The organism is Pseudomonas sp. BN606 (assembly GCF_029873115.1).
Taxonomy (GTDB): Bacteria; Pseudomonadota; Gammaproteobacteria; order Pseudomonadales; family Pseudomonadaceae; genus Metapseudomonas.
In genome coordinates, this window is sequence record NZ_SSOF01000083.1 from 84509 (window position 1) to 111334 (window position 26826).

Here is a 26826-nt window from a genome sequence, read left to right on the forward strand (position 1 = left end):
TTTTTCTGGCTAAGCTCGGCTTTCCCGTTTCCGCAGCAGAGAAATCACCATGGCGCAGCAATGGCCGGCCGAAGGCATCGCCCGACTGATCCTCGATGGTTTCGATGATTACCGTGAGCATTTCCGCCAGATCACCGATGGCGCCCGTGCCCGATTCGAGGAGGCACAATGGCAGGCAACGCAGTTTGCGGCGGCCGCGCGGATCGCCCTCTACGAAGTGAAGGTTGGCGAAACCAGCGAGCGGCTCCGTGGGGCCTATGCGATGGACGAGTTGCTGGATGTACAGCTCTGGCCCCTGGTGAAGAGCGCCTACATCGGTCTGATCGACGTGCGCTTCGACGATGAGTTGTCCGAGACCTGGTACAACTCGATTTTCTGCAGCCTGTTCAGCCATGACCTGATCAGCGACGGCTGCATGTTCATTCACACCACACGGCCTTCCTTGCGCGTACATGAACGCGCGCCCCAGACCCGCAGCTATCGCCCCGAGGGCCGGCTGCATGCGGCGCTGTCGGCGATACTCGACGACTTCCGCTTCGATGTGCCCTACGACGACCGCGCCGGCGACATCGAACGCCTCGAAGCCCAATTGCGCGAGAACCTGCCGGACTGGGTGTGCAAGGACCCGGAGCTGTGCATCGAACTCTTTGCGTCCCCGCTGTACCGCAACAAGGGCGCCTACCTGGTCGGCCGCATCTATACCCGCGACGAGCAATGGCCGCTGGTAATCCCGCTGCTTCACCGCGAGGGGCGTGGCATCCAGGCCGACGCCATGATCACCGACGAAGCCGAAGTGTCGATCATCTTCTCCTTCACCCGTTCCTACTTCATGGTGGATGTCGCCGTGCCGGCCGAGTTCGTCGGCTTCCTCAAGCGCATACTGCCGGGCAAGCACATCGCCGAGCTGTACACCTCCATCGGCTTCTACAAGCACGGCAAGTCGGAGTTCTATCGTGCGTTGATCAACCACCTGGCCAACACCGACGACCGCTTCATCATGGCGCCCGGTGTACGCGGCATGGTGATGAGCGTGTTCACGCTGCCGGGCTTCAATACCGTGTTCAAGATCATCAAGGACCGCTTCGCCCACGCAAAGACGGTGGATCGCAACACCGTGATCGAGAAGTACCGCCTGGTGAAGAACGTCGACCGGGTAGGGCGCATGGCCGATACCCAGGAGTTCGCTGACTTCCGCTTCCCCAGATCCAAGTTCGAGCCGGAATGCCTGGCCGAACTGCTGGAGGTCGCGCCGTCCACCGTGGCGCTGGAGGGCGATGTGGTACTGATCCGCCACTGCTGGACCGAGCGCCGCATGACCCCGCTGAACATCTACCTGGAAAGCGCCAGCGATGCCCAGGTGCACGAGGCGCTCTATGACTATGGCCTGGCAATCAAGCAACTGGCGGCGGCGAACATCTTTCCCGGCGACATGCTGCTGAAGAACTTCGGCGTCACCCGTCACGGCCGCGTTGTGTTCTACGACTATGACGAAATCTGCTACCTCACCGAGGTGAACTTCCGCGTCATTCCGCCACCGCGTTATCCGGAGGACGAGCTTTCCGCCGAACCCTGGTACTCCGTGGCGCCGAACGATGTGTTCCCCGAGGAGTTCCCGCGCTTCCTTTTTGCTGATATCGGCCAACGCCGCCTGTTCGCCAAGCTCCATGGCGACCTCTATGACGCCGAGTACTGGAAGACCCTGCAGGTGGCAATCCGCTCCGGCAAGGTGATCGACGTTTTCCCGTACCGGCGCCAGGAGCGGGAACTTACCGAGGCAATCCAGTAAGGATCATGGTCGAGCACACGTTCTCCCGCGCCACCTGGCTCAACTCCCTGCACATGTCGGCGCTGACCGCCGCGCTGTTGCAGGAGGAGGGCATCGAAACCGCCGATGTACTGGCCGGCAGCGGCATCAGCGAGCAGGACCTGCTCGAGTTGCAGCGGCTGATCAATCCGGAACAGGAGCAGCAGGTCTACGCCAACGCCGTGCGCCTGATGCCGCGCCCCGCTCTGGGTCTGACCCTCGGACTGCGCACGCGCATCTCCGCCTATGGCCTGCTCGGCTACGCGATGCTTTCCGCACCGACCTTCGGCGATGCCTTGCGCGTCGGCCTCAGTTACCCGGTGCTGCTGGGCACCTACTTTCGACTTGCCCTGGAGCAGGACGGCGACACTGCGTGGCTCAGTGCCTGTGGTTACAGCGAAGATGAATCCCTGCGGGCGTTCAACACCGAGGTGTGCCTGGGCTCGCTCAAGGTCACTTTCGCCGACCTGTTGGGGCAGTCTTTGCCACTGCGCGCAGTGCAGCTGGATTACCCCGCCGGCAGTGGCATGGTGCGACCCTATGCGCGTGGCTTCGGCTGCCCGGTGAGCTTTGGCGCCACTCGCAGCGCCATGGGGTTCGATGCTGCCTGGCTGGCACGCCGCCTACCGCTCGCCGACCCGGTGACCCACAAGGAAATGCTCGAACAGTGCCGCCGACAGAATGTCGAGTTCGCTGCCCGCCGCGCCTGGCTGGAACGCGTTCGCGGCCTGCTTGCCGCGCGTCTGCAGGACCCGCCAGGGCTGGAAGAGCTGGCCCGGCAGATGAACTGCTCCTCGCGCAGCCTGCGCCGTCACCTGGCCCAGCAGCAGACCAGCTACCAGCAACTGCTGGACGAACTGCGCTTCACCCGTGCCAAGGAAATGCTCCAGCAAGGTGACATGCCCATCTACCGCATCGCCGAAGAACTCGGCTTCAGCGAAACCGCCAGCCTGCGCCATGCTTTCCAGCGCTGGAGTGGGCAGCCGCCGAGTCATTTCCGGGGGTAGATGGGGGAGCAGGGTTCAGCGCCGCACATTCAAGACATCAGGCGCGAGTCACCCCTCCCCACTTCAGGGTGAGGGGATGGGAGAGAGGGTGTCCGGCCAGGAAAGTTGGCCATATAAATCCCCTATTGGCCGTCCTTGCCACTGCGCAAACCCCCCCGGTTCCGCACAGAATCCCCCCATCAATAACAAGACCGATAAGGTGCCTCCCATGCTGACAGTCTATAGCGACGATCACCGTCTCCATTTCGGCCAGTCTGAACTGGTCGACGGCAAGCTCCAGCCCTGCTTCGAAATGCCTAGCCGCGCAGACACCGTGCTGGCGCGGGTCCGTCAGCAGGAAATCGGCGAAGTGATCGAGCCGAAGGACTTCGGCCTGGAGCCGGTCCTGCGCGTGCATGACGCGGCTTATGTGGAGTTCCTCAAGGGTGCCTGGGATCGCTGGGCCGCCGAAGGCCATAGCTGCGACATGCTCCCCACCACCTTCCCGGCACGCCGTCTGCGCCGCGATGGCCCCATCCCCACCGCGCTGCATGGCCAACTCGGCCACTACTGCTTCGACACCGAAGCGCCGATCACCGCCGGCACCTGGCAGGCCGTGTACAGCTCTGCCCAGGTGGCGCTGACCGCCCAGGACCACATGCGCCAGGGCGCCAACACCGCCTTCGCCCTCTGCCGGCCGCCGGGCCACCATGCCGGCAGCGATTTCATGGGCGGCTACTGCTTCTTCAACAACGCCGCCATCGTCACTCAGGCCTTCCTCGACCAGGGCGCGAAACGAGTGGCGATCCTCGATGTCGACTACCACCACGGCAACGGCACGCAGGAACTGTTCTACGACCGCGCCGATGTCCTGTTCGCCTCGATCCATGGCGACCCGCTGGTGGAGTACCCCTACTACCTGGGCCACGCCGACGAGCGCGGTGAAGGTGCGGGCGCAGGCTTCAACCTCAACTACCCGTTGCCCCACGGCACCGACTGGGACGGCTGGTCCGCCGCCCTCGACGACGCCTGCCGAAGGATCGCTGCCTACGCGCCGGATGCCCTGGTGATCTCCCTGGGCGTGGACACTTACAAGGACGACCCGATTTCCAAGTTCAAGCTGGACTCGCCGGATTACATCCGCATGGGCCAGCGCATCGCCGCCCTCGGCCTGCCGACGCTGTTCATCATGGAAGGCGGCTACGCGGTGGAAGCCATCGGCGTGAACGCGGTGAACGTCCTGCAGGGCTACGAAGGGGCCGCGCAATGAAGACTCGAATCCTGCTGGCCGGTGCCTTGCTGGGCGCCTCGCTGAATGCTGCCGCCGAATCCCAGGTGCGTATCTACAATTGGTTCGACTACATCGCTCCGGATACCCTGAAGAATTTCCAGGCCGACAGTGGCATCAAGCCCCAGTACGACGTGTATGACAGCAACGAAGTGCTGGAGGCCAAGCTGCTCTCCGGCCATTCGGGTTACGACCTGGTGGTACCCAGCGACAGCTTCCTGCCCAACTACATGAAGGCCGGCGTGTTCCAGCCTCTGGACAAGAGCAAGTTGCCGAACTGGAAGAACCTCAACCCGGCGCTGCTCAAGGTCCTGGCCGCCAAGGACCCGGGCAACCAGTACGTGATGCCGTACATGTGGGGCACCAACGGCATTGCTTACAACGTCGACAAGGTGAAGGCTGTGCTGGGCGAAAACGCGCCGGTGGATTCCTGGGAGCTGATCTTCAACCCGGACAACCTGGCCAAGCTCAAGCAATGCGGCGTTGCCTTCCTCGACTCGCCCACCGAAGTGATTCCTGAAGTCCTGCATTACCTGGGCCTGTCGCCCAACAGCCGTAATCCCGAGGACTACCAGAAGGCCGAGGAACTGCTGGTCAGACTCCGGCCGAACATCACCTACTTCAGCTCGTCGAAGTTCGTCACCGACCTCGCCAATGGCGAGGTCTGCGTGGCCCTCGCCTGGTCTGGCGGTGCGATGCAGGCGGCCGCCCGTGCGCGGGAAGCCGGTAACGGCGTGAAGGTGGAGTACCGCATCCCCAAGGAGGGCACCGCGGCCTGGTTCGATGTGCTGGCGATTCCGAAGGATGCGAAGAACGTCGAGCAGGCCCACGCCTTCCTCAACTACCTGCTGCGTCCTGAAGTGGTGGCGCCGATCTCCGACCACGTCGCCTACGCCAACCCGAACCAGGCGGCAGACTCGCTGATCTCCGCCGAGCTGCGCGACAACCCCAACGTCTACCCGCCGGCGGAGGTGCAGGCCAAGCTGTTCTCGGTGGAGATGCTGCCGCCGAAGCTGGAGCGCATCCGTACCCGCACCTGGACCAAGATCAAGACCGGGACCTAGATACTCTCCTCGTTGGTGCCTGCCTTTTGTGGGGGCGAATTCATTCGCGAAGGGCTGCGTAGCAGCCCCTCAACCTCAATGGGGCAGCCCTTCGGCCTGCTTGGCGAATGAATTCGCCCCCACAGGTTTCCGACCCCAGGTCCCTATCATCAATCCCCCCGCCAGCATCAGCCCCGCGCCGGCTACATAGAGTGCCGGTTGCAGCCCGCCGGAAAGGTGGCTGCTCAAGGCCGCCAGCAACGGGCCTGCCAGTTGGCCCAGGGCGAAGGCAGCGGTCAGCAGGCCGACATTGCGGGCGTGGCCATGCGGGTCCAGTTCGCGCGCTTGCTGCATCACCAGTTGCATGCCGGCGAGGAAGGGGCCACCACTGAGGATCACTCCCAGAACCAACCCGGCCATGCCCGGCAGAGCGCAGGCCAGGGTACCCGCAGCCTGCAGCCAGAGCGCGACTACCAGCCAGCGGCGGGTGCCACCCGGTCGCTGACGGCGCTGGCTGACCAGCAGAACACCGAGTGCAGCCGCCAGGCCAAAGGCAGGCCAGAACAGGTCCGCCTGCCATTGCCCGTGAAAACGCGCGGCAGCCATCTGCGAAAGAAAGGTGGCGGGAATGATGTAACCCAGGCCTACCAGGCCATAGGCGGCGAGCAGGGTATACAACGCGCGTGGTCGTTGCCGTGCGGGTTGTTCGGTCACAGTCGCGGCCGGCTGCTGATGTGGTAGCAGCGGCTGGACAATCAGGGTGAGCACCAGGGCGAGGCCACCGAAGGCGAGCCAGATAGCGGTGGAGCCCCGGCCTTGCAGGTTCAGTTCAAGGGCCAGGAGCCCGGTCAGCATCACTCCGAAGGCGGGACCAGCGAAGACCAGGCTGCCCAGGCGCGGCCGATTGGCTTCGGCGGCTATACGCTGGCTGAGGCCGGTGACTACCACCAACACCCAGGCACTGCTCACGCCCAGGCCGAAGCGCAGCAGCGCGTGGGACCAGAAGCCGTCGGCCGGCACTGAAACCAGTGTCAGCAATACGGTGGCCCAGAGCCCCAGGACCAGGCGCAGTCGTGCCTGGCGCGACGAGCTGGAGCGGAAGGCGTCCAGGGCGCCGACCAGATAGCCCAGGTAGTTGGCGGCCGCCACCAGGCTGGCGCCGGTCAGGCTCACCTGACCTTCGGCGATCAGGTGCGGGAGCTGCGGAGTGAGGGCGAAGCGGCCGACCCCCATGGCCACCAGCAGGGCCGTGAAGCAGGCAATTAGTCGGATCAGCGGGGACATGGAAAGGGCTCCGAAGCAGATCATCGGGATTCCATCCTAAGCACTGGTGTTGTTCATGAAAAACGAATAAAAAATAATGCAGTTGTTCTCTTTTATTGAATGGTGAATTCATGGAACTCAGCCAGCTCCGCATCTTCCAGGCCGTGGCCGAGGAGGGCTCCATTACCCGCGCCGCGTCCCGCCTGCACCGGGTGCCATCCAACCTCTCCACGCGCCTCAAGCAGCTGGAAGAGAACCTGGGGGTGGAGCTGTTCCTGCGTGAACGTCAGCGGCTGACCCTGTCGCCGGCGGGCAAGGTGCTGTTGGGATACGCCGAACGCATGTTCGCCCTGCAGGCGGAAGCCGAGGCGGCCTTGCGCGGCGGCGAGCCAGCGGGGGATTTCGTCATTGGTTCGATGTTCAGCACGGCCGCCATCCACTTGCCGCCCATGCTGGTGCGCTACCACCGCACTTGGCCGGCGGTGAACCTGCAAGTGCAGACCGCTCCCAGCGGTGAACTCCTGGATGGCCTGCTGGGCGGTCGCCTGGATGCTGCCCTGGTGGATGGCCCGGTGGAGTTCGCCGAGTTGGATGGGCTGCCGATGTTCGAAGAAGAGATGGTGCTGATCACCGAGGCCAGCCACGGTCCGGTGCGCTCGGCCGAGGATGTGGCAGGGCTGGAAGTCTATGCGTTTCGCCAGAGTTGCTCCTACCGCAGACGCCTGGAGGGCTGGTTCGTGGCTTCACGGGTGCCGATGTCGCCGCCGATGGAAATCGAGTCCTACCACAGCATGCTGGCCTGTGTAATCGCTGGCGGCGGCATTGCCCTGGTGCCACGTTCGATGTTGAACAGCCTGCCGGGCAGGGAAGAGGTGCGGGTGCATGAGTTGGGCGCGCCATTCGATCGCGCCACCACCTGGCTGATGTGGCGCAAGGGCATGCTTGGGGCCAACTTGCGCGCCTGGATCGACCTGCAGCAGGAGCGGCGCGATGGGTCATCGTCGCCGATTCCAGTGTAGGGTGCGCTGTGCGCACCGATGCATCTGCTCGCCGGCAATCTGGTGCGCGTAGCACCCCCTGCGTTGAGTTATGGATGGGTAGTCCACGAGCGAAGCGATATCCATCGGCATTTGCATTCGGGAGGCATGATCGTATGGAAGATGCTTGTAGGCGCCGTCCCTTGTACCGTTCAGCGGTTTGATTCAGATCAGTAGGAAATTTCCGGGTGAGCGTATTTTGGATCTTGCCCGGAGCAACTAAGCTCCAGACAAGGGTGGTCCAAGAAGCAAGGGCCACCCGACCAACTTCCGGGAAAGGGGGTCAAGCATGAAGAAGCGGCTAGATGCGTGGATGTGGCAGTTGGGTGTCGCGCTGGGCCTCATCGAGGCACCGCGCCTGCAACCCATTCCGGTCCGTAGTGAAGAGCAGCGCCGTCTCGCCGAGCAGCGCCGCCCGAAAGGGTAACCGGCTTACTCGTGTGCCTTGAGCCAGTTGTTCGCCAGCTGGCGCAGGCGCTCACCGGAAAAGCTGGGGAAATGACCGCCATGCACGGTGCGCACCGGAAGGTCGCGCAGCCGTGTAAGGCTTTTCGCGTAATCCTCAAGATTCGAGTGATAGGCGTTATCGATCAGCGGACCGTCGTAGACGATGTCGCCGCTGAACAGCGTTTGCGTCTTCGCTTCCCACAGGCTGATGCCGCCCGGTGAATGACCGGGGGTATGCAGCACCTCCAGGACCCTGTCACCCAGGTCCAGCACATCGCCCTCATCGATCAACCGCGTTGCCGGAGCCGCCTTCACACGGTACTCCGCGTAGCACAGCGGACAATCGGGGTGCGCCTCGAACATCTCATCACCGACGTAGTCCGCCGACAGGGTATTGGCCCCGGTGGGGGCGGCGAGGATGTCCGCCTCCGCCGGGTGCACCAGGCGCTCGGGGAACTCGTGGTGGCCGGCGATATGGTCGAAATGGGTGTGGCTGGCCACCGCCAGCAGCGGCCGCTGAGTGAGCCAGGGCAGCTGCTCGCGCAGGCTGACCAGACCGGAGCCGGAGTCGATCAGCACATCCTTGTCGCGGCCCTGGATATGCCAAAGGTTGCAGCGGTAGAACGGCCGCACGTAGGGCTCGCTGATCAGGCTGATGCCGTCGTAGCAGTGCTCGACTTCGAACCATTGGTCGCGGCGGACGATTTTCATGGGGTGCTCCGTGCATTGATTGCCTAGGGGCTGAACCTGTAGGGGCGAATGAGTTCGCCCCTACAGGTTAGGTTCTCTCGCCCCGAATAAAAAAAGCCCCGGTCGGCGGGGGCCGGACCGGGGCCGGAAATGCCGCCTCCGGGGAGAGGCGGCAGTGCAAGTCAGGCCAGTTCGCCGGCAGTTTCCGAGCGACGGGACAGCAGGCTGATCACAACGAAGCTCACCGCGCCTACAGCCAGGCTGTAGTAGATCGGGGTGTTGGCTTCGAGGCCGTCGGTGAACATGAAGATGCAGGCGGTGACGCTGCCCAGGATCATGCTGGCGATGGCGCCGGCGGTGCTGGCGCGCTTCCAGTAGATGGCGCCCAGCAGCGGAATCAGCATGCCGCCGACCAGCAGGTTGTAGGCCAGGGTCAGAGCGCTGATCACGTCGCTCACGACCAGGGCGATGCCCAGTACCACGACACCCAGCAGCAGGGTGAACAGGCGGTTCTTGTGCGCGTCGCCTTCGTCATCGGCCTTGCCACCCAGCAGCGGCCACAGGTCCTGGGCAGCGGTAGTGGAGGCGGCCAGCAGGCCGGCGCTGGCGGTGGACATCAGGGCGGCCAGGGCAGCGGCGACTACCAGGCCACGGATGCCGTCCGGCAGGGTGGTGTCGACGATGGTGGCGAAGGCGTTGTTGACGTTGTCCAGGTCAGGCAGCAGCACCTTGGCGGCCATGCCGATCAGGGCGCCGGCCAGGCCGTAGAGCACGCAGTACACGCCTGCGGCGGTACCCGCGACCTTGGCGACGTTCTCGCTGCGAGCGGTGAACACGCGCTGCCAGATGTCCTGGCCGATGAAAATGCCGAAGAAGTAGATCAGGAAGTAGGTGATGATGGTGTCCCAGCCGATGGCGGTCAGGGAGAAGTAGCTTTCCGGCAGCTTGGCCACCAGAGCATCCCAGCCACCCGCGTCGCTCATGGTCATCGGCAGCAGGATAAATACCAGGCCGATGGTCATGATCATGAACTGCACGATGTCGGTCAGGGTCAGGGACCACATACCGCCGATGGTGGAGTAGGCAACCACGATGCCGCCGCCGATCAGCACGGACACCCAGAACGGCAGGCCGAACAGGACTTGCATCACGGTGCCGATGGCGATGGTGGAAGTGGCGCCGATCATCAGCGCGTACACCAGCATGATGGCGGCGCTGGCATGGCGAGCGGTCGGGTTGTAGCGACGTTCCAGCACCTGGGTCACGGTGTAGATCTTCAGTTTCAGCAGCGGCTTGGCCAGGAACAGGCTGATGCCCATGATGCCGAAGCCGAGGCTGGCGCACAGCCAGAAACCGGAAATGCCATGGACGTAGCCCAGGCGAACGGTACCGATGGTGGCGGCGCCGCCGAGTACGGTGGCAGCCATGGTGCCGAGGTAGAAGCCCGGGCCAAGGTTGCGTCCGGCAACCAGGTAGTCTTCACGGGTCTTGGCGCGGCGCATGCCGTACCAGCCCAGTGCGAGCATGGCAGCTACGTATAGGAGTACTACGAAAATATCCAAAGCCATTACAGGTCTCTCTTTCTATTGTTGTTGCCGCGACTTTGAGGCCGCGACAGGTGTTGCAAGGCGCGCAACGCTTCACACTGCGCCTCTTGTATTCGTCTTAGTCCTTGTATTCCGGGCAGTCCCTTTCGAGCTTTCTCAGCCAGGCTTCCCAGACCAGCTGGCGTTGCCATTCGCAGGCCTGGAACTGTTCGCAGGCGTGCACGCTGAGCTCGTTCGGCATCTCGCGGATGCCGCGCAGTGACGAGGCGGCGACTTGTATCTCGCACGCCTTGTTCAGGTAGTACATGACGTAGAAGGCATCGGCGACACTGGCGCCGACGCTGAGCAGCCCGTGGTGGCGCAGCATCAGGGCGATGTTGTCGCCGAGGGAGTCCACCAGGCGCTCGCGCTCACCCAGGTCCAGGGCAATGCCTTCGTAGGTGTGGTAGCCGACCCGCTGATGGAACTCGGCGCTGATCTGGTTGAGCTGGGCCAGGCCGTTGTCCGAGGCGGCCACCGCCATACCCGCGAGGGTATGGGTGTGGATCACGCAGTGGGCATCGGCGCGGGCCATGTGCACCGCGCTGTGAATGGTGAAACCGGCGATGTTGTAGTCGGCGTTGCCTTCCAGCACGCGGCCGTGCATGTCCACGACTATCAGGTCGCTGGCGCGGATTTCCTCGAACATCAGCCCGAACGGGTTGATCAGGAAGCGCGGCTCCACGCCCGGCAAGCGCACCGAGAAGTGGGTGTAGAGGGTGTCATCCCAGTCGAACAGGGCGGCCAGCCGGTAGGCGGCCGCCAGGTCACGGCGAAGGATGGCTTCGTTTTGTGCGTTCATCAGTGACGGATCTGCGAGAGGAATGCGCGGGTTCGCGGATGCTGCGGGTTATCGAAGAACTCGTTCGGGGTGGCGGTTTCCACGATCTGGCCCGCGTCCATGAACACCACGCGGTCGGCCACCTTGCGGGCGAAGCCCATCTCATGGGTCACGCAGAGCATGGTCATGCCGTCCAGGGCCAGCTCGGTCATCACTTCGAGTACTTCGCCGACCATTTCCGGGTCCAGCGCCGAGGTGGGCTCGTCGAAGAGCATGACCTTGGGGTTCATGCACAGGGCACGGGCAATGGCCACCCGTTGCTGCTGGCCGCCGGACAGTTGGCCGGGCTTCTTGTGTGCCTGGGAGCCGATGTGCACCCGATTCAGGTAACGCAGGGCGAGTTCCTCGGCCTGCTTGCGGCCCATGCCTCGCACCTTCATCGGGGCCAGGGTGCAGTTCTCCAGCACTGTCATGTGCGGGAACAGGTTGAAGTTCTGGAACACCATGCCGACTTCACGGCGCACGTGGTCGCTTCCGGATTTGGTGGAGATGTCCTGGTCCTCGACCGTGATGGTGCCGCTGTCATGGGGATTGAGGCGATTGATGCAGCGGATCAGGGTCGACTTGCCAGAGCCCGACGGGCCGCAGATGACGATCTTCTCGCCCTGGCGTACCGACAGGTTGATGCCCTGCAGCACCTGGAAATCGTCATAGTGCTTGCCGACGTTCTGCAGACGAATGATTTCGTTCATGGCGGGCTCCTCAGATACGGCGCATACGAGCCAGGGTGCGTTGCACCAGGCCGACGGATTTGCTGCTGGCACCACCCTGGGCATCCCAGGACAGGCGTCGTTCGAGGCCGCTTTGCATCCAGGTCAGGGTGTAGACCATGACGAGGTAGTAAACGAGGGCGACGGCGTAGTACTCGGAGAACTGGAAGGTGGTGGATACCGTCTGCGAGGTGACCGCCATCAGTTCCTGCAGGGAGATGACCGAGGCCAGCGAGGTGATCTTCAGCAGGGTGATGAATTCGTTAGCCGTTGGCGGCACGGCGATGCGCGCGGCCTGGGGCATGATGACGTAGCGGAAGGTGTGCCAGCGCGACAGGCCCAGGGCGTGGCCGGCGGCGTACTGCCCCTTGTCGACGGCCTTCAGTGCAGCGCGGTTGATTTCCACCTGGTAGGCGGCTTCGTTGAGGGACAGCGCGATCCAGGCGGCGATGAAGGGGGTGAACCACTCTTCACGGAACACCGGGAAGAATTGCGGCAGTGCGTTCCACACGAACAGCAGTTGCAGAAGGGTCGGCGCGCCACGGAAGACGCTGAGAACCCCGCGCAGGGTGCTGCGCCAGACGCTCGGCGGACCGTCCAGGGCCAGGGCGCAGGGAATGGAAATCAGGATGCCCACCGAATGGGACACCAGCGCCAGGATCAGGGTGATGCAGGCGCCGCGGAAGAAGTGCCAGGACGTCAGGGCGTCCCAGAAGACAGTCACATCGAAGTTCATGTACGTGTCCTGCGTGAATGGAAGCGTGCCTTCGCACCCTCTCCCGCATACGGGAGAGGGGCGGGCGGTTGGCCTTGCTTACTGCGCGGCGGTTTCCAGGTTGGCTGGATCGAGCTTCCATTTCTCGGCGATGGCCTTGAGGGTTCCATCGGCCTTCAGTGCAGACACGGCGTCCTGAACGGCCTGCTTGTCTTCCGGGTTGGGGCGCATGTAGGCGCCGAAGATGTCCTTCTCGGGGAATGCGTAGAGGGTCTTGAACTGGCCCGGGGTCTGCAGTTCGCGATACGCAAGCTCGGTGTCCTGGGACAGGCCGGCGGCGGCGCGGCCGACCAGGACTTGCTGGGCGACGTCACTGCCTTTCGGGTAGGTCTGCAGCACGGCCGGGGTCTTGCCGGCGGCCTTCAGGTCGGCGTTGAGCTTCTCCATGATGGTCACGTAGCGGGTGCCGGATTGAACGGCCACCACCTTGCCGGACAGGTCGTCCAGACTGTTCAGCTTGAGGTCACCCTTGCCACTGCCGAAGACGATGGTGGCACTGGCCAGGTAAGGCACGGCGTTCAGCTTCTGGACTCGCTCCGGAGTGATCAGCGTACCGCTGATGACCGCGTCGCAGCGCTTGGCATCCAGGCCCGGAAGCAGGCCGGTGAACTCGGTGACGATGAACCGCGGCTTGACGCCCCAGTGCTTGGCCAGCGCGCGGATCAAATCCGCGTCGAAACCGCTGGGCTCGCGGTCACCGGTCTTCTCGAAAAACTCCAGCGGCGGGAAGGTCGGGTCGGAACAGACCTGGAAGCTTCCCGAACTCACGAACGAAGGTTTGCCGTCAGCGGCCATCGCGCCACCGCTCAGGGTGGCGGCGAAGAGGCCCGCGAGGGCAAACAGTTTCAGCGGACGATTGGTCATCGTGTAACTCCTTCAAGGCGTTTTGCAGTGGTTGTTGTTGTTAGGCAGTCGCAAAAAAGATGGAGCTGTTTCTTCGTTGTTACGCGGCTTCAGGGGAAACCTGAGCGGATACTTGGGAAGTCTTGCCCGAGGGGACCCAACGCGGACCTTTGGGACCGTAGACGGCGGCCGGTTCCGGGAAGATCGCCAGCAGTACCAGGTACAGCAGGGCGGCCGTGCCCAGAGTGACCGGCAGGCTGATATCGATGCCACCGGCCAGCTCGCCAAGCGGGCCGACGAACTGGCCCGGGAGGTTCACAAAGCATAGGCCGACCACGGCGCTCGGGACCCAGGCGCCCATGCCGCGCCAGTTCCAGCCGTTGGTGAACCAGTAGCGGCCACCGGACTGGCCACGGGTGAAGACTTGCAGGTCGTCCGGGCAGTAGAAACCGCGGCGGATGATCAGGCCGAGGATCATGATCACCATCCAGGGGCTGGTGCAGGTGATGATCAGCACGGCGAAGGTGGACACGCTCTGCACCAGGTTGAAGGCGAAGCGGCCGACGAAAATGAAGCCGATGGACAGCACGCCGATCATCACGGTGGCCTGCACGCGGTTGAGCAGGCGCGGGAAGACCGAGGACATATCCAGGCCGGTGCCGTAGAGCGAGGTGGTGCCGGTGGACATGCCGCCGATCACCGCAATCAGGCACACCGGCAGGAAGAACCAGGCCGGGGAAACGGCCAGCAGGCCGCCGACGTAGTTGTTCTGGGCGATGTAGTCCGGGGCCTGCACGGCAACGATGGTCGCGGTGACCAGGCCGAACAGGAAGGGGATCAGGGTGGCGAACTGCGCGGCGACAACCGCCAGCATGATGCGCTGCTTCGAGGTTTCTCGCGGGATGTAGCGCGACCAGTCGCCCAGGAAGGCGCCGAACGAGACCGGGTTGCTCATGGCCAGCAGGGCGGCGCCGATGAAGGCGGCCCAGAAGCCTTCCTGGCCGAGGTTCACGGAACCGGCATAGGCAGCGTCGAATGGACCGGCGAAGGCGAAGATGCCCAGCAGGAACATGACGCTGGCGGCCCACACGGCAACCTTGTTCACCAGCAGCATGAAACGGAAACCGTAGATGCACACCACCAGCACCAGCACGGCGAACAAGCCATAGGCCAGGCCGAGGGTCAGGTCGGTTTCCGGAAGGTCGAACAGGCGTTTGGCGCCGCCCACCAGGGCGTCACCGGAGCTCCAGACCGACAGCGAGAAGAATGCGATGGCGGTGAGCAGGGAGAGGAAGGAACCAACGATACGACCATGCACGCCGAAGTGAGCGCCCGAGGACACCGCGTTGTTGGTGCCGTTCAGCGCGCCGAATACGCCCATGGGAGCGAGGATCAGCGAACCTACCAGCACGCCCAGCAGGATGGCCCAGAAGCCGGCCTCGAAAGACAGGCCGAAGAGCACCGGGAAGCTGCCGAGCACAGCGGTGGCGAAGGTGTTCGCGCCGCCGAAGATGAGGCGGAACAGGTCCAGGGGGCCGGCATCCCGTTCATGATCGGGAATCTGCTCGACACCATGTGTTTCTATTCGGGTGACTGCGTGATCGTTTTTGTTGTTATGCATTTCTTACTCTCCCAGGGAACCTCGTCAGGTCGGGGGCAGATGCTCCGGCATAGCCGACAAGTGCTCGTGACAGGCCAACCAGCGGCCGCTTTCTTGTTGCCGACGGAAAACGATGGTTTCCCGCTCGCGGCTTTCTATTTCTTCACCCTGGATGCGCAGGCGTGTGGCGACGTCGTGGTAGAAAATCGCCACGTCGCCCTGCAGGCTCACCACGGGGTTGATGGATTCGCACGCCAGCACCTCGAAACCTTCGCGCTGCCAGCTTTCCCACAGCTCGCGATAGGCGGCGCGGGTCGGCAGCGGCTTGTCGCAGGTGTGGAAGACGAAGCTGGCGTCTTCGCTGAAGGCGGCGAAGTAGGCTTCGGTATCGTTTGCGGCGAAGGCGGCCACCAGCATGCTGGCGGCCTCCAGGACGTGTTGCTTTTCGCTCATGGCCGGACTCAACGACGCTCTACGCCCGGCAGGATGCAGAGCATTTCGTAGAGCAGGTTGGCGCCCAGCAGCGAGGTATTGCCGGTGGTGTCGTAAGGCGGGGAGACCTCGACCAGGTCGCAGCCGATGACGTCCAGGCCCTGGCAGCCACGGATGATTTCCATCGCCTGGATGGTGGTCAGGCCACCGATTTCCGGGGTGCCGGTACCGGGCGCCCAGGCTGGGTCGATGCCGTCGATGTCGAAGGAGAGGTAAACCGGGCCGCCGCCAACTTTCTCGCGGACTTCAGCCATCAGCGGAGCCAGCGACTGGTGCCAGCACTCTTCGGCCTGCACCACGCGGAAGCCCTGCTTGCGGCTCCAGTTGAAGTCTTCGGCGGTGTAACCCTGGGCACGCAGGCCGATCTGCACAACACGATCGCAATCCAGCAGGCCTTCTTCCACGGCACGGCGGAAGGTGGTGCCATGGGCGATCTTCTCGCCGAACATGTGGTCGTTGACGTCGGCGTGGGCGTCGATGTGTACCAGGCCCACCTTGCCGTGCACCTTGTTGATGGCACGCAGGATCGGCAGGGTGATGGTGTGGTCGCCGCCCAGGGTCAGCGGAACTATGCCGTGGCCGAGGATGCGGTCATATTCCTGCTCGATGATGCGCACGGCTTCGAGCAGGTTGAAGGTGTTGATGGCCACGTCGCCGATGTCGGCCACGTTGAGCGAATCGAAGGGGGCAGCGCCGGTCGCCATGTTGTACGGGCGGATCATCACCGATTCGGCGCGGATTTCACGCGGACCGAAACGGGTACCGGAACGCAGGGAAGTACCGATGTCCAGCGGAACGCCGACGAAAGCGGCATCCAGGGCATTGAGTTCTTCAGAGGATTGGATGTGCGGCAGGCGCATCATGGTGGCGATACCGCCGAAACGGGGCATCTCATTGCCGCCCAGGGGCTGATGGAGTTTTTTGTCCACGGGGTGGCCTCACGGTTGTTGTGGTTGTAGGTAGTGGGCGGATTCTGGTGACAGTGCCATCAGGGAAAAATCGCTGGCGGCAAATAATTACTTCAAGGATTTCTAAACTATCGGGAGCGGGTAAGATGGCCGCTTGCCGACAGGGGCGTGGTTCCTTGTAGGGGCGAATTCATTCGCCAAGGGCTGCGCAGCTGCCCCGATCGGCTCCAGGGAAGGGGCAGGACTGCGTCCTGCTTGGCGAATGAATTCGCCCCTACATCGTTCGTTTGCACCTGGAACCGAGAGTGCCCCCCATGTCCACCGCCATGCCCGACCTGAAACTCCTGCGCATCTTCGCCAGCGTGGTGCGTAACCAGGGCTTCGCCGCCGCGCAGCAGGAGCTGAACCTCTCGACTTCGGCCATCAGCACCTACATGAGCCAGTTGGAAGGGCAGGTGGGCCTGACCCTCTGCCATCGCGGGCGCGGTGGGTTCAGCCTGACCAGCAAAGGCGAGCTGTACTATCAGGAAACCCTGCGTCTGTTGGGAGAACTGGAAAGCTTCGAGCGCTATTCCGCGTCCCTCAAGGGCGAGCTGCGCGGCACGCTGAACCTCGGGGTACTCGACTCCACAGTGAGCGATCCGGCATTGCCACTGGCCGAAGTGATCGGCGCCTACAGCCAGGAACACGCGGCGGTGCACTTGCACCTCTCGGTGATGAGCCCCTATGACCTGCAACTCGGCGTGCTGGATAACCGCCTGGACCTGGCCATCGGCGCCTTCTCCACGCGAATGAACGGCCTGGTCTACCAGCCGCTCTATCGCGAACAGCACTGGCTCTACTGCAGTGAACGCCACCCGCTGTACAACGAGCGGCGCATTCCCGCTGAACTCATCACCCAGCAGCGTATGGTCGGGCGCGGCTACTGGAGCCAGGCGGAACTGGCGCGCCATGGTTTCAAGCACAGTGCGGCGACCGTGGAGTCGATGGAGGCGCAATTGATCCTGGTGCTTTCCGGCGCCTACATCGGTTACCTGCCGGAGCACTACGCGCAACCCTGGGTCGAACAGAAGAGTCTGCGAGCACTGCTGCCGGCGACCTTCGGCTACCAGGCGCCGTTCTCCATGATCCTGCGCCGGGGGCGGGCCAAGGAGCCGCTGATCCTCACCTTCCGCGACCTGCTGCGGGCGCAGTTGAACCTGCGTTGAGTTTCACGGATTTATTGCGACGCGCATCACATTGTCGTGGGGGTGACCTCACAGTTCTTGTGGGTTTTCGTGTTCGCCGTGCTAGACCTCTTTTACCGGGACGAGTGGCAAAGCGCCCATTCACAAGGAGATGTCAGCCATGCGTCAGAATCTGCCCGTGAGCCAGCGGGAGCGTACGTTCAGCGCCGATGAAAGGCTGATATCCACCACGGACCTCAACAGCAAGATCACCTACTGCAACGATGCCTTCGTCGCCATCAGCGGTTTCACCCGCGAAGAACTGATCGGCCAGCCTCACAACATCGTTCGCCACCCAGACATGCCGCCGCCGGTGTTTGCCCATATGTGGGAGACCCTCAAGCAGGGCAAGCCCTGGATGGGGCTGGTGAAGAACCGTTCGAAAAACGGCGACTTCTACTGGGTCAGCGCCTACGTCACACCTGTCTACGAAGAGGGCCGGATGATCGGTTTCGAGTCCGTTCGCTCGGTGCCCAGCCGCGAGCAGATCGCTCGGGCCGATGCGCTCTATGCCCGTTTGCGGGCTGGCAAGTCGCCGGTGCCGCAACTGGAATACTGGAGCTACGACTTCATGCGCTCCTGGCCGGTGATACTGGCCACCCTGGTGCTCTTGGGCGGCAACCTGTCGCTGCAGGGTTGGCCGTCGCTGCTGTTGACCCTGGTGACAATGCTCGTGCTCGGCTCCTTCCAGTTGTATCGCTATCGGCAGACCATCCGCCGCACGTTGGCCGGGCATCCCAAGGCTTTCACCAGCGGCCTGGTGGCCCTGACCTACACCGATAGCCGGGGTGCCCAGGCATTGCTGGACATGGCCATGATCAGTGAAGAGGCGCGCCTGCAGACGGCCCTGACGCGCCTTGAAGATGCCGGCGAGAGCGTCAAGCAGCGAGCTGCCGAGGCCGCGCGCCTGTCCCGCTCGGAAGCCGAGTTGCTGGAGCAGCAGCGTAGTGAGACGGATCAGTCGGCCACGGCCATCAACGAGATGGCAGCGACTATCCAGGAGGTTTCCCACAACGTCAGTCACACCGCCCACGCCGCCGAGGAAGCCGAGCGGCTGGCCCGTCAGGGCAACGACCTTGCCGGCGAAAGCCTGGATGCCATGCGCCACATGGCCGAAGCGGTGAGTGAGATCGGCCGTGCAGTGCATGATCTGGCCGAGTCCACCCAGTCCATCGGCAGTGTGGCAGACGTGATTACCGCCATTGCCGAACAGACCAACCTGCTGGCGCTCAATGCCGCCATCGAGGCGGCGCGGGCGGGTGAGCAGGGCAGGGGGTTCGCCGTGGTGGCGGACGAGGTACGTACCCTGGCCTCACGCACCCGCCAGTCCACCGAGCAGATCCACGAGATCATCGCGTCACTGCGTGCCGGTGCCGATCGTGCGGTCGCCACCGCCAGTCGTGGTGAGGTCATCTCCCGCGACAGCGTGAGCAGCGTGCAGGCTGTGCGCGAAGCCCTGGAAGGCATCAGCCAGGCGGTGACCCGAATCACCGGAATGAGCCAGCAGATGGCCGCCGCTTCCGAGCAGCAGAGCCATGTGGCCGAGGACATCAGTCGGCAGATCACCCGCATCGCGCAGCTCTCCGACCACAGCGCGGGACAGGCCCAGGAAGGCGCCGCCATCAGTCAGGATCTGGAGCGCATGGCTGACTACCTGCACAGCCTGGCGGAGCGGTTCAATCGGTAGGCCGGTGCAGGTGGGTTCCTTGTAGGGGCGAATTCATTCGCCAAGGGATGCACAGCATCCTCTGCAATTCCGCAGGCCGGCCCTGCGGTCCGGTCGGCAATTGATATGGCCCCTACAGCATGTCGTCCGGATGCCCTGTGGCAGAATGCTCCTCTCAGGAGATCTTTCATGCCCCGCCCGCACTGCCCCCGCTGCCAGCGCCCCGAAACCCATTGCCTGTGCCCGCTGATTCCGCATCTGCCCAGCCGCACCCGGGTGCTGTTGTTGCAGCACCCGAGCGAGGTGAACCATGCCCTGAACACCGCGCGCCTGGCGGCCCTTGGATTGGCGAATGCGGAGTTGCGCGTGGGCGAGCGGTTCATTGATCTGGCCGAGACACTCGCCGATACCCGGTACCGCGCCTGCCTGCTGTTCCCCGGCGATGATGCCCGCCCTGTGGCCGAAGTGGCCGACGACGATCCGCGTCCGCTGCTCCTGGTGGTGCCCGACGGAACCTGGCGCAAGGCGCGCAAATTGCTCTACCTCAACCCCGAACTCGAAGCGCTGCCGCGAGTGACGTTGCCGGCCGGGCTGACCTCCCGCTACCGCTTGCGCAAGGCACCGATGGCCGGGGCGCTGTCCACGATCGAAGCCATCGTTGCCGCCCTCGACATCCTCGAAGCGCCGGCGCGTTACGACAACCTGCTGCGACCGTTCGATGCGCTGATCCAGGGGCAGATCGAGGCGATGGGGGAAGAGACCTTCAGGAAGAATCACGGCTCATGACGAGCGCCGATCCCGGTCATTGGCACGGCCTGCTTCATGTAGGAGCGAATTTATTCGCGAAGGGCCGCGCAGCGGTCCGTGGTTCCGCATCGCGAATGAATTGGCTACCACAGGAAATTCGTACGGTGGATGACGCTCTTTTCATCCACCAGCGGTGTTCAGCTCAGCGTCGAATGGTGGAAATGAAAAGCGACTTCCACGCTACAGTTCGTTCACGGCCTAGCGCTCGCGCATCGCTTCCTGACGGGCTTTCAGCACCGGCTTGAGCAGGTAGTCCAGCACGCTCTTCTGGCCGGTGATGATGTCCACCGTGGCGACCATGCCAGGGATGATCAGCAGCGGGTGATCGTCCTTGCCCAGATGATTCTTCTCTGTGCGCACCTGGATCAGGTAGAAGCTCTTGCCTTCCTCATCCTGGATGGTGTCGGCGCTGATCAGCTCCAGCCCAGCCTTGAGGCCGCCGTAGATGGTGTAGTCGTAGGCGGTGAACTTGACCATGGCTTTCTGGCCAGGGTGCAGGAAGGCCACGTCTTGCGGGCGGATGCGCGCCTCGATCAGCAGGCTGTCCTCCAGCGGCACCACTTCCACCAGATCGCTGCCGGGCTGGACCACGCCGCCGATGGTGTTGACCTTCAACTGCTTGATCACGCCATGCACCGGCGATACCACGGTGGTCCGACTGACGCGGTCGTCGATGGCTTTGCTGTTGGACGTGATCTTCGACAGTTCGGTGCGGGCTTCGTTGAGTTCCTTGAAGGCGTCGGAACGGAAGGACAGCCGGCTTTCTTCCATCTTCCGCTCGATCTCCGACACGGCCGATTCGGCGCGGGGAATGGCCAGGTTGGTGGCTTCCAGTTCGCCACGGGTTTCCACGGCGCTGCGCTGCAGGCGAAGGATTTCCACCTGGGAGATGGCACCGGCCTTCACCAGTGGCTGGGACATGTTCAGCTCCTGCTGAATCAGCCCGAGGCTGGAGCGGTATTGCTGGCTCTTGGAGCGGAACTCGGCCAACTCCTGTTTCTTCTGCCTGAGTTGTTCGCTGAGGATGCGCTGCTCGCTTTCCAGGCGATCGGTGCGTGCCCGGTAGAGGGACGTCTCGTCCTCGGCCAGTTGCGGTGCGTCGCGGGTAATCTCTTCGGGCAGTGCCATCTCACGACTTTCGGCCTCCGCTGAGAGACGTTCCACCTTGGCCATTAGCGCAAGGCGGTCCGCTTCGCTCTCACCCTTGTTGGACCTGAAACGGGTGTCGTCCAGACGCAGCAACACGGTGCCCTTGTCCACTACCTGGCCTTCGCGCACGAGAATCTCGGAGACGATGCCGCCCTCGAGGTTCTGGATGATCTGGACCTTGCTGGAGGGGATGGCCTTGCCTTCGCCCGTGGTGACTTCATCGAGCACGGCGAAATAGGCCCAGACCAGCGCCACCAGCAGCAGGGTGCAGGCCACCCAGACGGTGACGCGGGTCGCCCGCGGCGAATCCTCCGCCATGGCGCCGGCCACTTCCGGCATGAACTCGGCGTCGCTGCGATCGCGGCGGCCGAAGTAGCGGTTGGGTGATTCTGCGCCGGCCATGCTGTGTCTCCTCAGGCGTTGCCCTGACCGATGTGGCCCTTGCGCAGGGCTTCGATCACCGTGTCCTTGGCCCCGTCGGCAACGATCTGGCCGTTGTCGAGCACTACCAGGCGATCCACCAGAGCCAGCATCGAACTGCGATGGGTGATGAGGACCAGCGTCTTGCCAGCCGACCAGGTCGACAGGCGCTGGCGCAGTTGTTCCTCGCTTGAGTTGTCCATCGCGCTGGTAGGCTCGTCGAGCACCAGCAGCGACGGGTCGAGCAGCAGCGCGCGAGCCAGCAGTACGGCCTGGCGCTGGCCGCTGGAGAGCAGTTGGCCGCGTTCGCCCACCGGCCGGTCATACCCTTGCGGGTGTTGCCGGGCGAGCTCGGCGACGCCGGTCACTTCCGCCACTTCCAGCATGCGCTCGTCATGGACGTGGCGTGCACCCAGGGTCAGGTTGTCGCGCAGGCTGCCAGCCAGCAGCGGCAGGTCATGGCTGACGTAGCCTATCTGCTGGCGCAGGTCGCCAATATCGGTCTGCCGCAGGTCGATGCCATCCAGCAGCAATTGGCCTTCGTCCGGCGCATAGAAACCGAGGACCAGGCGCGCCAGGGTGCTTTTGCCCGAACCGCTGCGGCCGATGATGCCGACACGTTCGCCAGCGGCAATGCGCAGACTGATCTTGTTCAACGCCGACGCGGCCTGCCCCGGATAGCGGAACTCGACATGGCGCACTTCCAGGTTGCCCTTGAACGTCTGGTGTTCCAGCGGCTGTTGGGTGGCCTCGCGCTCCTGTGGCAGGGCCATAAGCGCGTCCGTGGACTTCATGGTCAGTTGCGCCTGCTGGTAGCGGGTGATCAGTCCGGCGATTTGCCCGAGGGGCGAGAGCACGCGGCTGTTGAGCATGTAGCAGGCCACCAGGGCGCCGACGCTGAGGTTGCCGGCGATGATGCTGTAGACACCGGCGACGATCATCGCCAGGCCGGCGAACTGCTGCATGCACAGGGTGCCGTTGGTGGCCAGTGCGGACAGGAAGCGGGCGTGGCTGTCGAGTCGGGTCAGGGCGCCGTGAGTGTGCTCCCAGCGGTGCTGGCGCTCGCTTTCGGCGCCGCAGGCCTTGAGGGTTTCCAGGCCGGAAAGGGTTTCGATCAGCAGCGCCTGGCGTTCGGCGCCCAGGGTGAGGCTGCGTTGCACCGTGTCGCGCAGGCGCGTCTGGATGATCCAGGCGAAGATCGCGGTGAGCGGAAAGGCGAGAATCGGGATCACCACCAGTGGCCCACCGAGCAGGCCGATCACCAGCAGCATCAGCACCGAGAACGGCAGGTCGATCAGGCTGGTGAGCGTCACCGCGGTAAGAAATTCCCGCAGCCCCTGGAAGTCATGGATGCTCTGGGCGAACCCGCCGATGGTGGCGGGCCGTGCCTTCATCGACATGCCGATGATGCGCTCGAACAGCGTGGCCGAGAGCACCACGTCGGTCTTCTTGCCGGCGCTGTCCAGCAGGTTGGCGCGCAGCACCCTCAACAGAAGGTCAAAGCCGGTACCGATCAGCAGGCCGATGGTCAGTACCCAGAGGGTTGCGGTGGCCTGGTTGGGTACCACGCGGTCGTAGGTCTGCATCACGAAAAGCGGCACCAGCATGCCCAGCAGGTTGATCAACAGGCTCGCCAGCATGGCGTCGGCATAGAGCCAGCGGGACAGGCGAAGAGTGTCGCGGAACCAGGATTTCACCCGTGGCACCAGCGGTGCATGGGCTTCCTCCAGTTCGTGGCGCGGACGCGCGAACAGGGCCTGGCCGCCGTACTCCAGCGCCAGGATCTCGCGCGGCACCCATTGCTCACCGCCGTCGGCTTCGCATGGCAGGATCAGTGCGCGCTGGTCATCGAGCCGGGTCAGCACTGCACTTCGGCCGCCCTTGAGCAGCAACAGTAGCGGCAGGTTGAGTGGCGAGATGGATGCAAGTTCGCGACGCAGCAGGCGCCCTTGCAGGCCAGCGCGAGCAGCCGCGCGAGGCAGCAATTCGGCGGACAGGCGCTGGCCCGGCAGGGGCAAGCCACTGCTCAGACTGGAGCGGCTGGCCGCGCGGCCGTGCAGGCGACAGAGGATCAGCAGGCCGTCGAGCAGCGGATCGTCATGACCCTGGCGCGGGTCGCGGGGACTGTCAGTCCGCTCCATGGTGGTCATGGTCCTGAACTCCCATGCTGGCTCACTTCATGTCCGGCAGCCGGGCTTCGCTCTTCACTTCGGAAAGGGCGACGGCTTCGGCCGGGACAACGACTTTCTGGCGACGCAGCAGGTCGCCCATGGCCGAGATCACCCGGTACATGGAGAACTCTTCGGTGTAGCGCACTTCCACGTAACGGCGGTTGGCGGTGAAGAGTTCGTTCTCGCTGTCCAGCAGGTCCAGCAGGGTGCGCTGGCCAAGTCCGAACTGCTGCTGGTAGGCCTCGCGGACACGGGCGGTGTAGTCGGCGTAGGCGCGGGCTTCCGGGGTCTGCTTACGGGCGTTTTCCATGGCGTTCCAGGCCAGCGAGAGGTTCTCGTTGAGCACCCGCAGGGCGTTGTTGCGGATATCCATGGACTGGTTGATCTGGTGCGCTGCTGCCTGCAGACGGGACTTGTCACGCATGCCGTTGAACAGGTTGTAATTCATCACGACGCCGGCCCGCCAGGTGTTGTAGTGGCCCTCGTCGCCTTGCACGTTGTCGTCGGCGGTGGTGGCCAGCTCGGCATCGAGACGCGGGTAGAAGGGCGCCTTGGCCGATTCGTACTGGCTCTCGGCAGCCTGCACATCGGCCTGGGCCGATTTCAGTAAAGGGTTGCTATCCATTACGCCCTGGCGCGCGGCCAGCAGGTCGGTCGGCATTTCGCCCTTGATGCTGGTTGGTTCCACCAACTCGTCGGCGGGAACGCCGACGGCGCTGTAGAAATTGGCTTCCGCATCGGCCAGGTTCACTTCCTCCGTGTAGAGGTTGTTCTTGGCCAGGGCCAGGCGCGCTTCAGCCTGGTCGAAGTCGGCTGTGCTGCCCACGCCGCGTTCGCTGCGCAAGCCGATCTGGTCGTGGATGCGCTCGTGGGCCATCAAGTTGTTCTTTGCCAGGATCACCATCTCGCGGCGCTTGAGCACCTCCAGGTAAACCTCCACGGTGCGCAGCGCCAGGCTTTCGGCGGTACCCAGGGTGAAGTAGGCACGGGAGTTGACCACGGACTTGGTGCGCGCCACCTCGTTGGGCGTGTTGAAACCGTCGAACAGCATTTGCCGCAGCCTCAACTCGGCATCGCGGAAATTCAGGGTTTCCTTGTTGTGATCGCCGAGGGCACGGGTTGTCGGGTTGTCGGTTTGCTCCCGCCCCACACCGGTTATCAGGTCGACGGTCGGTAAGTACCCACCTTTGGCGACTTTGGCTTCTTCATCGGCGACCAGTCGATTCTGGGCGCTGGCGAGAAGCTCGGGGTGCTTGTCCAGAGTGCTCTGGATGGCGTCCGTGAGCGTCATGGCGTGGATTTGCGTGGTTGCCATGGCAAGCAGGATGCCGGACCACAGGGGGGTGAGAGTGCGCATTTCTTGTCGTTCTCCTTGTTAATACATTGCGTCCTGGCGCCGAAAAATTGGCGAAAATCCATATGAAACCGTTTCAGGCTTGTAACATCAGAGCTAAGAACAACTTTCCGTTTGGCTAAGAAGAATTTTTCACAACCTTTATCAGGAAAAATTCTTATGCACTCGTCGGAAATCCAAGACATCTTTTTGCCAGCAGATCGCATGTTTTGGGCCTTTCCGGACCCACCTGCGGTTGCGTAATGCGGTCAAGCACAAATCAAGAAACTCAGGGCGGGGTAAGTCCGGCGTAAATGGCCGTCGGCGGGCTGCGTGACGTTTTATTGACATTGCGTGGTTTTTTTGGCTTTTCCCGCTTCCTCTGATGCTTCTTCTCGTTCCCGTAGTTTTGGTTCGGACGTGCTGTGACCCCTCATTGACTGGGAACGGCGCTGTCCGTCTGGCAGCACGCGGTGCGGGAGGAAGGAGTCATGGCTGGATCAATCGGGGTCGTTCGGCAGGTCGTAGGGGAAGTCTTCGCAGTCGCTGCGGACGGTTCGCGCCGCTTGCTCACCGAAGGCGACCGGGTTTTCGCGGGTGAGCAACTGGTCACTGGCGCCCAAGGCGCGGTGGCCGTGGCTCTGGCCAACGGCCAGGAACTGGTGCTCGGCCGCGACAGCAGCATGCCGCTGAACAACGCGCTGCTGGCCGGAGCACCCGATGCGACCCAGCCCGGCACTGACAGCGCACCGGCCACTCCCAGCCAGCAGGACCTGACCGACGTCGAGAAACTCCAGGCCGCTATCGAAGCAGGCGTCGACCCGACCAAGGCCGCCGAGGCCACTGCAGCTGGTCCCGGTGGCGGCGCTGGCGGTGGTAACGCTGGTGGCGGCCACTCCTTTGTGCTGCTAGGGGAAACGGCCGGCAGCGTCGACCCCAACATCGGTTTCCCCACAGGTCCCATCGCCTTCGCCGTGGAGTTCCCGCAACCGGATACCGGAATACCTGACATCCCGCTGGTGGTTCCAGCAGTTGTGCCGGTCAACGGCGTACCCACTGCCCTGGTTGACACCCAGAGCGTCAGCGAAGGCCAGGACGGTGTGCAGGGCAATGTGCTGGACAATGACGATGGCGGTCCGGACCTGCCCACCACCTTCATGTCCTGGCAGGCCCCCGGCGCCATTGGAGGCCCCGGTGGCAGCTTGTTGCTGAACACTCCCTATGGGGTAGTGACCCTGAACCCCGACGGCAGCTACAGCTTCGTACTGAACAACGGCACCCCGGCGGTGGAGGGGCTCGCGGAAGGGCAGAGCGTCAACATCAGCGTTGGCTACGGCATACAGGACAGCAACGGTGACCAGAGCACCGCGAACCTGATCATCACCATCGTCGGCAGCAATGACATTCCCACGGTGGAAGTGAGCTTCCCTGACGCCGAGGGTGGTGTGGCCCAGGTCTTCGAGAAAGGCCTTGCGGACGGCAGCAGCGCGGGTGACGGCAGCACGGTCACCACCGGCAGCTTCACCGTGGCCGACTCCGACGGCCTGGCCAACCTCAAGACCCTCAGCGTCGGCAGCCTGACCGTGGACCTCACCACCAACGGTTTCGCCAGCCTGGTGGGACAAAGCTTCACCACCGCTCATGGCACCGTATCGATCACCGGCTACAGCGATGGCAGCTACAGCTTCAGCTACACCCTGACCGGCGCGACGGCCGATGCCGCCGGTCCGGAGACGGACGG

The 26826-nt window shown here is 63.6% G+C and carries 23 protein-coding genes; 10 read left to right on the plus strand and 13 right to left on the minus strand.

Annotated features, from left to right (window positions below; all coding sequences use genetic code 11):
• Window positions 1-49: 49 nt before the first annotated feature.
• The 4 genes from aceK (at window position 50) to E8E75_RS26500 (ending at window position 5142) form a co-directional block, all read left to right on the plus strand.
• Window positions 50-1786: a bifunctional isocitrate dehydrogenase kinase/phosphatase gene (gene aceK, locus E8E75_RS26485; RefSeq protein WP_120651905.1), complete on the plus strand. Its 1737-nt coding sequence runs from the start codon at window positions 50-52 to the stop codon at window positions 1784-1786.
• A 5-nt stretch (window positions 1787-1791) separates the two neighbouring features.
• Window positions 1792-2811, plus strand: a complete 1020-nt coding sequence (locus E8E75_RS26490; protein ID WP_120651904.1) for an AraC family transcriptional regulator — start codon at window positions 1792-1794, stop codon at window positions 2809-2811.
• Between the two features lie 208 nt (window positions 2812-3019).
• Window positions 3020-4060, plus strand: coding sequence for a histone deacetylase family protein (locus tag E8E75_RS26495; RefSeq protein ID WP_120651903.1), 1041 nt, complete (start codon window positions 3020-3022; stop codon window positions 4058-4060).
• Window positions 4057-5142, plus strand: coding sequence for an extracellular solute-binding protein (locus E8E75_RS26500; protein WP_153917978.1), 1086 nt, complete (start codon window positions 4057-4059; stop codon window positions 5140-5142). Before E8E75_RS26495 ends, E8E75_RS26500 begins: the two co-directional genes overlap by 4 nt.
• A 75-nt stretch (window positions 5143-5217) precedes the next feature.
• On the opposite strand, the gene E8E75_RS26505 is transcribed toward E8E75_RS26500, so the two are convergent.
• Window positions 5218-6405 (minus strand): MFS transporter, encoded by a 1188-nt coding sequence (locus tag E8E75_RS26505; protein WP_153917980.1) that lies wholly within the window; start codon window positions 6403-6405, stop codon window positions 5218-5220.
• 110 nt (window positions 6406-6515) lie between these two features.
• Between E8E75_RS26505 and E8E75_RS26510 the strand changes: the two genes are divergently transcribed.
• Window positions 6516-7403, plus strand: coding sequence for a LysR family transcriptional regulator (locus E8E75_RS26510; protein ID WP_120651901.1), 888 nt, complete (start codon window positions 6516-6518; stop codon window positions 7401-7403).
• Window positions 7404-7710: 307 nt separating this feature from the next.
• On the plus strand, window positions 7711-7848 hold the full coding sequence (locus tag E8E75_RS26515; protein WP_162945833.1) for a PA1414 family protein: 138 nt from the start codon (window positions 7711-7713) through the stop codon (window positions 7846-7848).
• 5 nt (window positions 7849-7853) lie between these two features.
• Here E8E75_RS26515 and E8E75_RS26520 read toward each other — a convergent pair whose 3' ends face one another.
• From E8E75_RS26520 to speB, 9 genes are all read right to left on the minus strand, one after another.
• Window positions 7854-8579 carry an MBL fold metallo-hydrolase gene (locus E8E75_RS26520; protein WP_153917982.1) on the minus strand — a complete coding sequence of 242 codons (726 nt, stop codon included), beginning with the start codon at window positions 8577-8579 and terminating at the stop codon, window positions 7854-7856.
• 161 nt (window positions 8580-8740) lie between these two features.
• Complete coding sequence (locus E8E75_RS26525) at window positions 8741-10126, minus strand: sodium:solute symporter (RefSeq protein WP_120651899.1); 1386 nt, start codon at window positions 10124-10126, stop codon at window positions 8741-8743.
• A 97-nt stretch (window positions 10127-10223) separates the two neighbouring features.
• On the minus strand, window positions 10224-10946 hold the full coding sequence (locus E8E75_RS26530; protein WP_120651898.1) for a class II aldolase/adducin family protein: 723 nt from the start codon (window positions 10944-10946) through the stop codon (window positions 10224-10226).
• Window positions 10946-11677 carry an amino acid ABC transporter ATP-binding protein gene (locus E8E75_RS26535; protein ID WP_120651897.1) on the minus strand — a complete coding sequence of 244 codons (732 nt, stop codon included), beginning with the start codon at window positions 11675-11677 and terminating at the stop codon, window positions 10946-10948. The genes E8E75_RS26530 and E8E75_RS26535 overlap by 1 nt, the downstream gene beginning before the upstream one ends.
• Window positions 11678-11687: 10 nt before the next feature.
• On the minus strand, window positions 11688-12431 hold the full coding sequence (locus E8E75_RS26540; RefSeq protein WP_120651896.1) for an amino acid ABC transporter permease: 744 nt from the start codon (window positions 12429-12431) through the stop codon (window positions 11688-11690).
• Window positions 12432-12509: 78 nt separating this feature from the next.
• On the minus strand, window positions 12510-13334 hold the full coding sequence (locus E8E75_RS26545; RefSeq protein WP_120651895.1) for a transporter substrate-binding domain-containing protein: 825 nt from the start codon (window positions 13332-13334) through the stop codon (window positions 12510-12512).
• 79 nt (window positions 13335-13413) lie between these two features.
• A complete protein-coding gene (locus E8E75_RS26550; protein ID WP_120651894.1) occupies window positions 13414-14934 on the minus strand; it encodes a cytosine permease in 1521 nt (506 codons plus the stop codon).
• Between the two features lie 24 nt (window positions 14935-14958).
• Window positions 14959-15366 (minus strand): nuclear transport factor 2 family protein, encoded by a 408-nt coding sequence (locus E8E75_RS26555; protein ID WP_153917984.1) that lies wholly within the window; start codon window positions 15364-15366, stop codon window positions 14959-14961.
• Window positions 15367-15374: 8 nt separating this feature from the next.
• Entirely contained in the window at window positions 15375-16334 is a 960-nt protein-coding gene (gene speB / locus E8E75_RS26560; protein WP_120651892.1) for an agmatinase, read from the minus strand.
• Between the two features lie 293 nt (window positions 16335-16627).
• On the opposite strand from speB, the gene E8E75_RS26565 reads away from it, so the two are divergent.
• The 3 genes from E8E75_RS26565 to E8E75_RS26575 all read left to right on the plus strand — a co-directional run bounded on the left by E8E75_RS26565 (window position 16628) and on the right by E8E75_RS26575 (window position 19991).
• A complete protein-coding gene (locus tag E8E75_RS26565; protein ID WP_120651891.1) occupies window positions 16628-17521 on the plus strand; it encodes a LysR family transcriptional regulator in 894 nt (297 codons plus the stop codon).
• 139 nt (window positions 17522-17660) lie between these two features.
• Window positions 17661-19226: a PAS domain-containing methyl-accepting chemotaxis protein gene (locus tag E8E75_RS26570; RefSeq protein WP_153917986.1), complete on the plus strand. Its 1566-nt coding sequence runs from the start codon at window positions 17661-17663 to the stop codon at window positions 19224-19226.
• A 168-nt stretch (window positions 19227-19394) separates the two neighbouring features.
• Window positions 19395-19991: a DTW domain-containing protein gene (locus E8E75_RS26575; protein WP_120651889.1), complete on the plus strand. Its 597-nt coding sequence runs from the start codon at window positions 19395-19397 to the stop codon at window positions 19989-19991.
• Between the two features lie 219 nt (window positions 19992-20210).
• On the opposite strand, the gene E8E75_RS26580 is transcribed toward E8E75_RS26575, so the two are convergent.
• The 3 genes from E8E75_RS26580 to E8E75_RS26590 are packed head-to-tail and all read right to left on the minus strand — an operon-like array spanning window position 20211 to window position 25109.
• Window positions 20211-21563, minus strand: a complete 1353-nt coding sequence (locus tag E8E75_RS26580; RefSeq protein WP_153917988.1) for an HlyD family type I secretion periplasmic adaptor subunit — start codon at window positions 21561-21563, stop codon at window positions 20211-20213.
• An 11-nt stretch (window positions 21564-21574) separates the two neighbouring features.
• Window positions 21575-23731, minus strand: coding sequence for a type I secretion system permease/ATPase (locus E8E75_RS26585; RefSeq protein WP_153917990.1), 2157 nt, complete (start codon window positions 23729-23731; stop codon window positions 21575-21577).
• A gap of 22 nt (window positions 23732-23753) precedes the next feature.
• Window positions 23754-25109, minus strand: a complete 1356-nt coding sequence (locus E8E75_RS26590; RefSeq protein WP_120651886.1) for a TolC family outer membrane protein — start codon at window positions 25107-25109, stop codon at window positions 23754-23756.
• Between the two features lie 467 nt (window positions 25110-25576).
• On the opposite strand from E8E75_RS26590, the gene E8E75_RS26595 reads away from it, so the two are divergent.
• The coding region (locus E8E75_RS26595) for a retention module-containing protein (protein ID WP_280359914.1) at window positions 25577-26826 on the plus strand (1250 nt) is incomplete at its 3' end.

Excerpts from the sequence above, each read along its gene's own strand:
- E8E75_RS26590 (WP_120651886.1), bottom strand. The coding sequence starts at position 25,109 with ATGCGCACTCTCACCCCCCTGTGGTCCGGCATCCTGCTTGCCATGGCA.
- E8E75_RS26505 (WP_153917980.1), bottom strand. The coding sequence starts at position 6,405 with ATGTCCCCGCTGATCCGACTAATTGCCTGCTTCACGGCCCTGCTGGTG.
- E8E75_RS26570 (WP_153917986.1), top strand. The coding sequence starts at position 17,661 with ATGCGTCAGAATCTGCCCGTGAGCCAGCGGGAGCGTACGTTCAGCGCC.
- aceK (WP_120651905.1), top strand. The coding sequence starts at position 50 with ATGGCGCAGCAATGGCCGGCCGAAGGCATCGCCCGACTGATCCTCGAT.
- E8E75_RS26515 (WP_162945833.1), top strand. The coding sequence starts at position 7,711 with ATGAAGAAGCGGCTAGATGCGTGGATGTGGCAGTTGGGTGTCGCGCTG.
- E8E75_RS26540 (WP_120651896.1), bottom strand. The coding sequence starts at position 12,431 with ATGAACTTCGATGTGACTGTCTTCTGGGACGCCCTGACGTCCTGGCAC.
- E8E75_RS26585 (WP_153917990.1), bottom strand. The coding sequence starts at position 23,731 with ATGACCACCATGGAGCGGACTGACAGTCCCCGCGACCCGCGCCAGGGT.
- E8E75_RS26580 (WP_153917988.1), bottom strand. The coding sequence starts at position 21,563 with ATGGCCGGCGCAGAATCACCCAACCGCTACTTCGGCCGCCGCGATCGC.
- E8E75_RS26510 (WP_120651901.1), top strand. The coding sequence starts at position 6,516 with ATGGAACTCAGCCAGCTCCGCATCTTCCAGGCCGTGGCCGAGGAGGGC.
- E8E75_RS26565 (WP_120651891.1), top strand. The coding sequence starts at position 16,628 with ATGTCCACCGCCATGCCCGACCTGAAACTCCTGCGCATCTTCGCCAGC.
- E8E75_RS26550 (WP_120651894.1), bottom strand. The coding sequence starts at position 14,934 with ATGCATAACAACAAAAACGATCACGCAGTCACCCGAATAGAAACACAT.
- E8E75_RS26535 (WP_120651897.1), bottom strand. The coding sequence starts at position 11,677 with ATGAACGAAATCATTCGTCTGCAGAACGTCGGCAAGCACTATGACGAT.
- E8E75_RS26520 (WP_153917982.1), bottom strand. The coding sequence starts at position 8,579 with ATGAAAATCGTCCGCCGCGACCAATGGTTCGAAGTCGAGCACTGCTAC.
- E8E75_RS26530 (WP_120651898.1), bottom strand. The coding sequence starts at position 10,946 with ATGAACGCACAAAACGAAGCCATCCTTCGCCGTGACCTGGCGGCCGCC.
- E8E75_RS26490 (WP_120651904.1), top strand. The coding sequence starts at position 1,792 with ATGGTCGAGCACACGTTCTCCCGCGCCACCTGGCTCAACTCCCTGCAC.
- E8E75_RS26500 (WP_153917978.1), top strand. The coding sequence starts at position 4,057 with ATGAAGACTCGAATCCTGCTGGCCGGTGCCTTGCTGGGCGCCTCGCTG.
- E8E75_RS26545 (WP_120651895.1), bottom strand. The coding sequence starts at position 13,334 with ATGACCAATCGTCCGCTGAAACTGTTTGCCCTCGCGGGCCTCTTCGCC.
- E8E75_RS26555 (WP_153917984.1), bottom strand. The coding sequence starts at position 15,366 with ATGAGCGAAAAGCAACACGTCCTGGAGGCCGCCAGCATGCTGGTGGCC.
- E8E75_RS26575 (WP_120651889.1), top strand. The coding sequence starts at position 19,395 with ATGCCCCGCCCGCACTGCCCCCGCTGCCAGCGCCCCGAAACCCATTGC.
- E8E75_RS26525 (WP_120651899.1), bottom strand. The coding sequence starts at position 10,126 with ATGGCTTTGGATATTTTCGTAGTACTCCTATACGTAGCTGCCATGCTC.
- E8E75_RS26495 (WP_120651903.1), top strand. The coding sequence starts at position 3,020 with ATGCTGACAGTCTATAGCGACGATCACCGTCTCCATTTCGGCCAGTCT.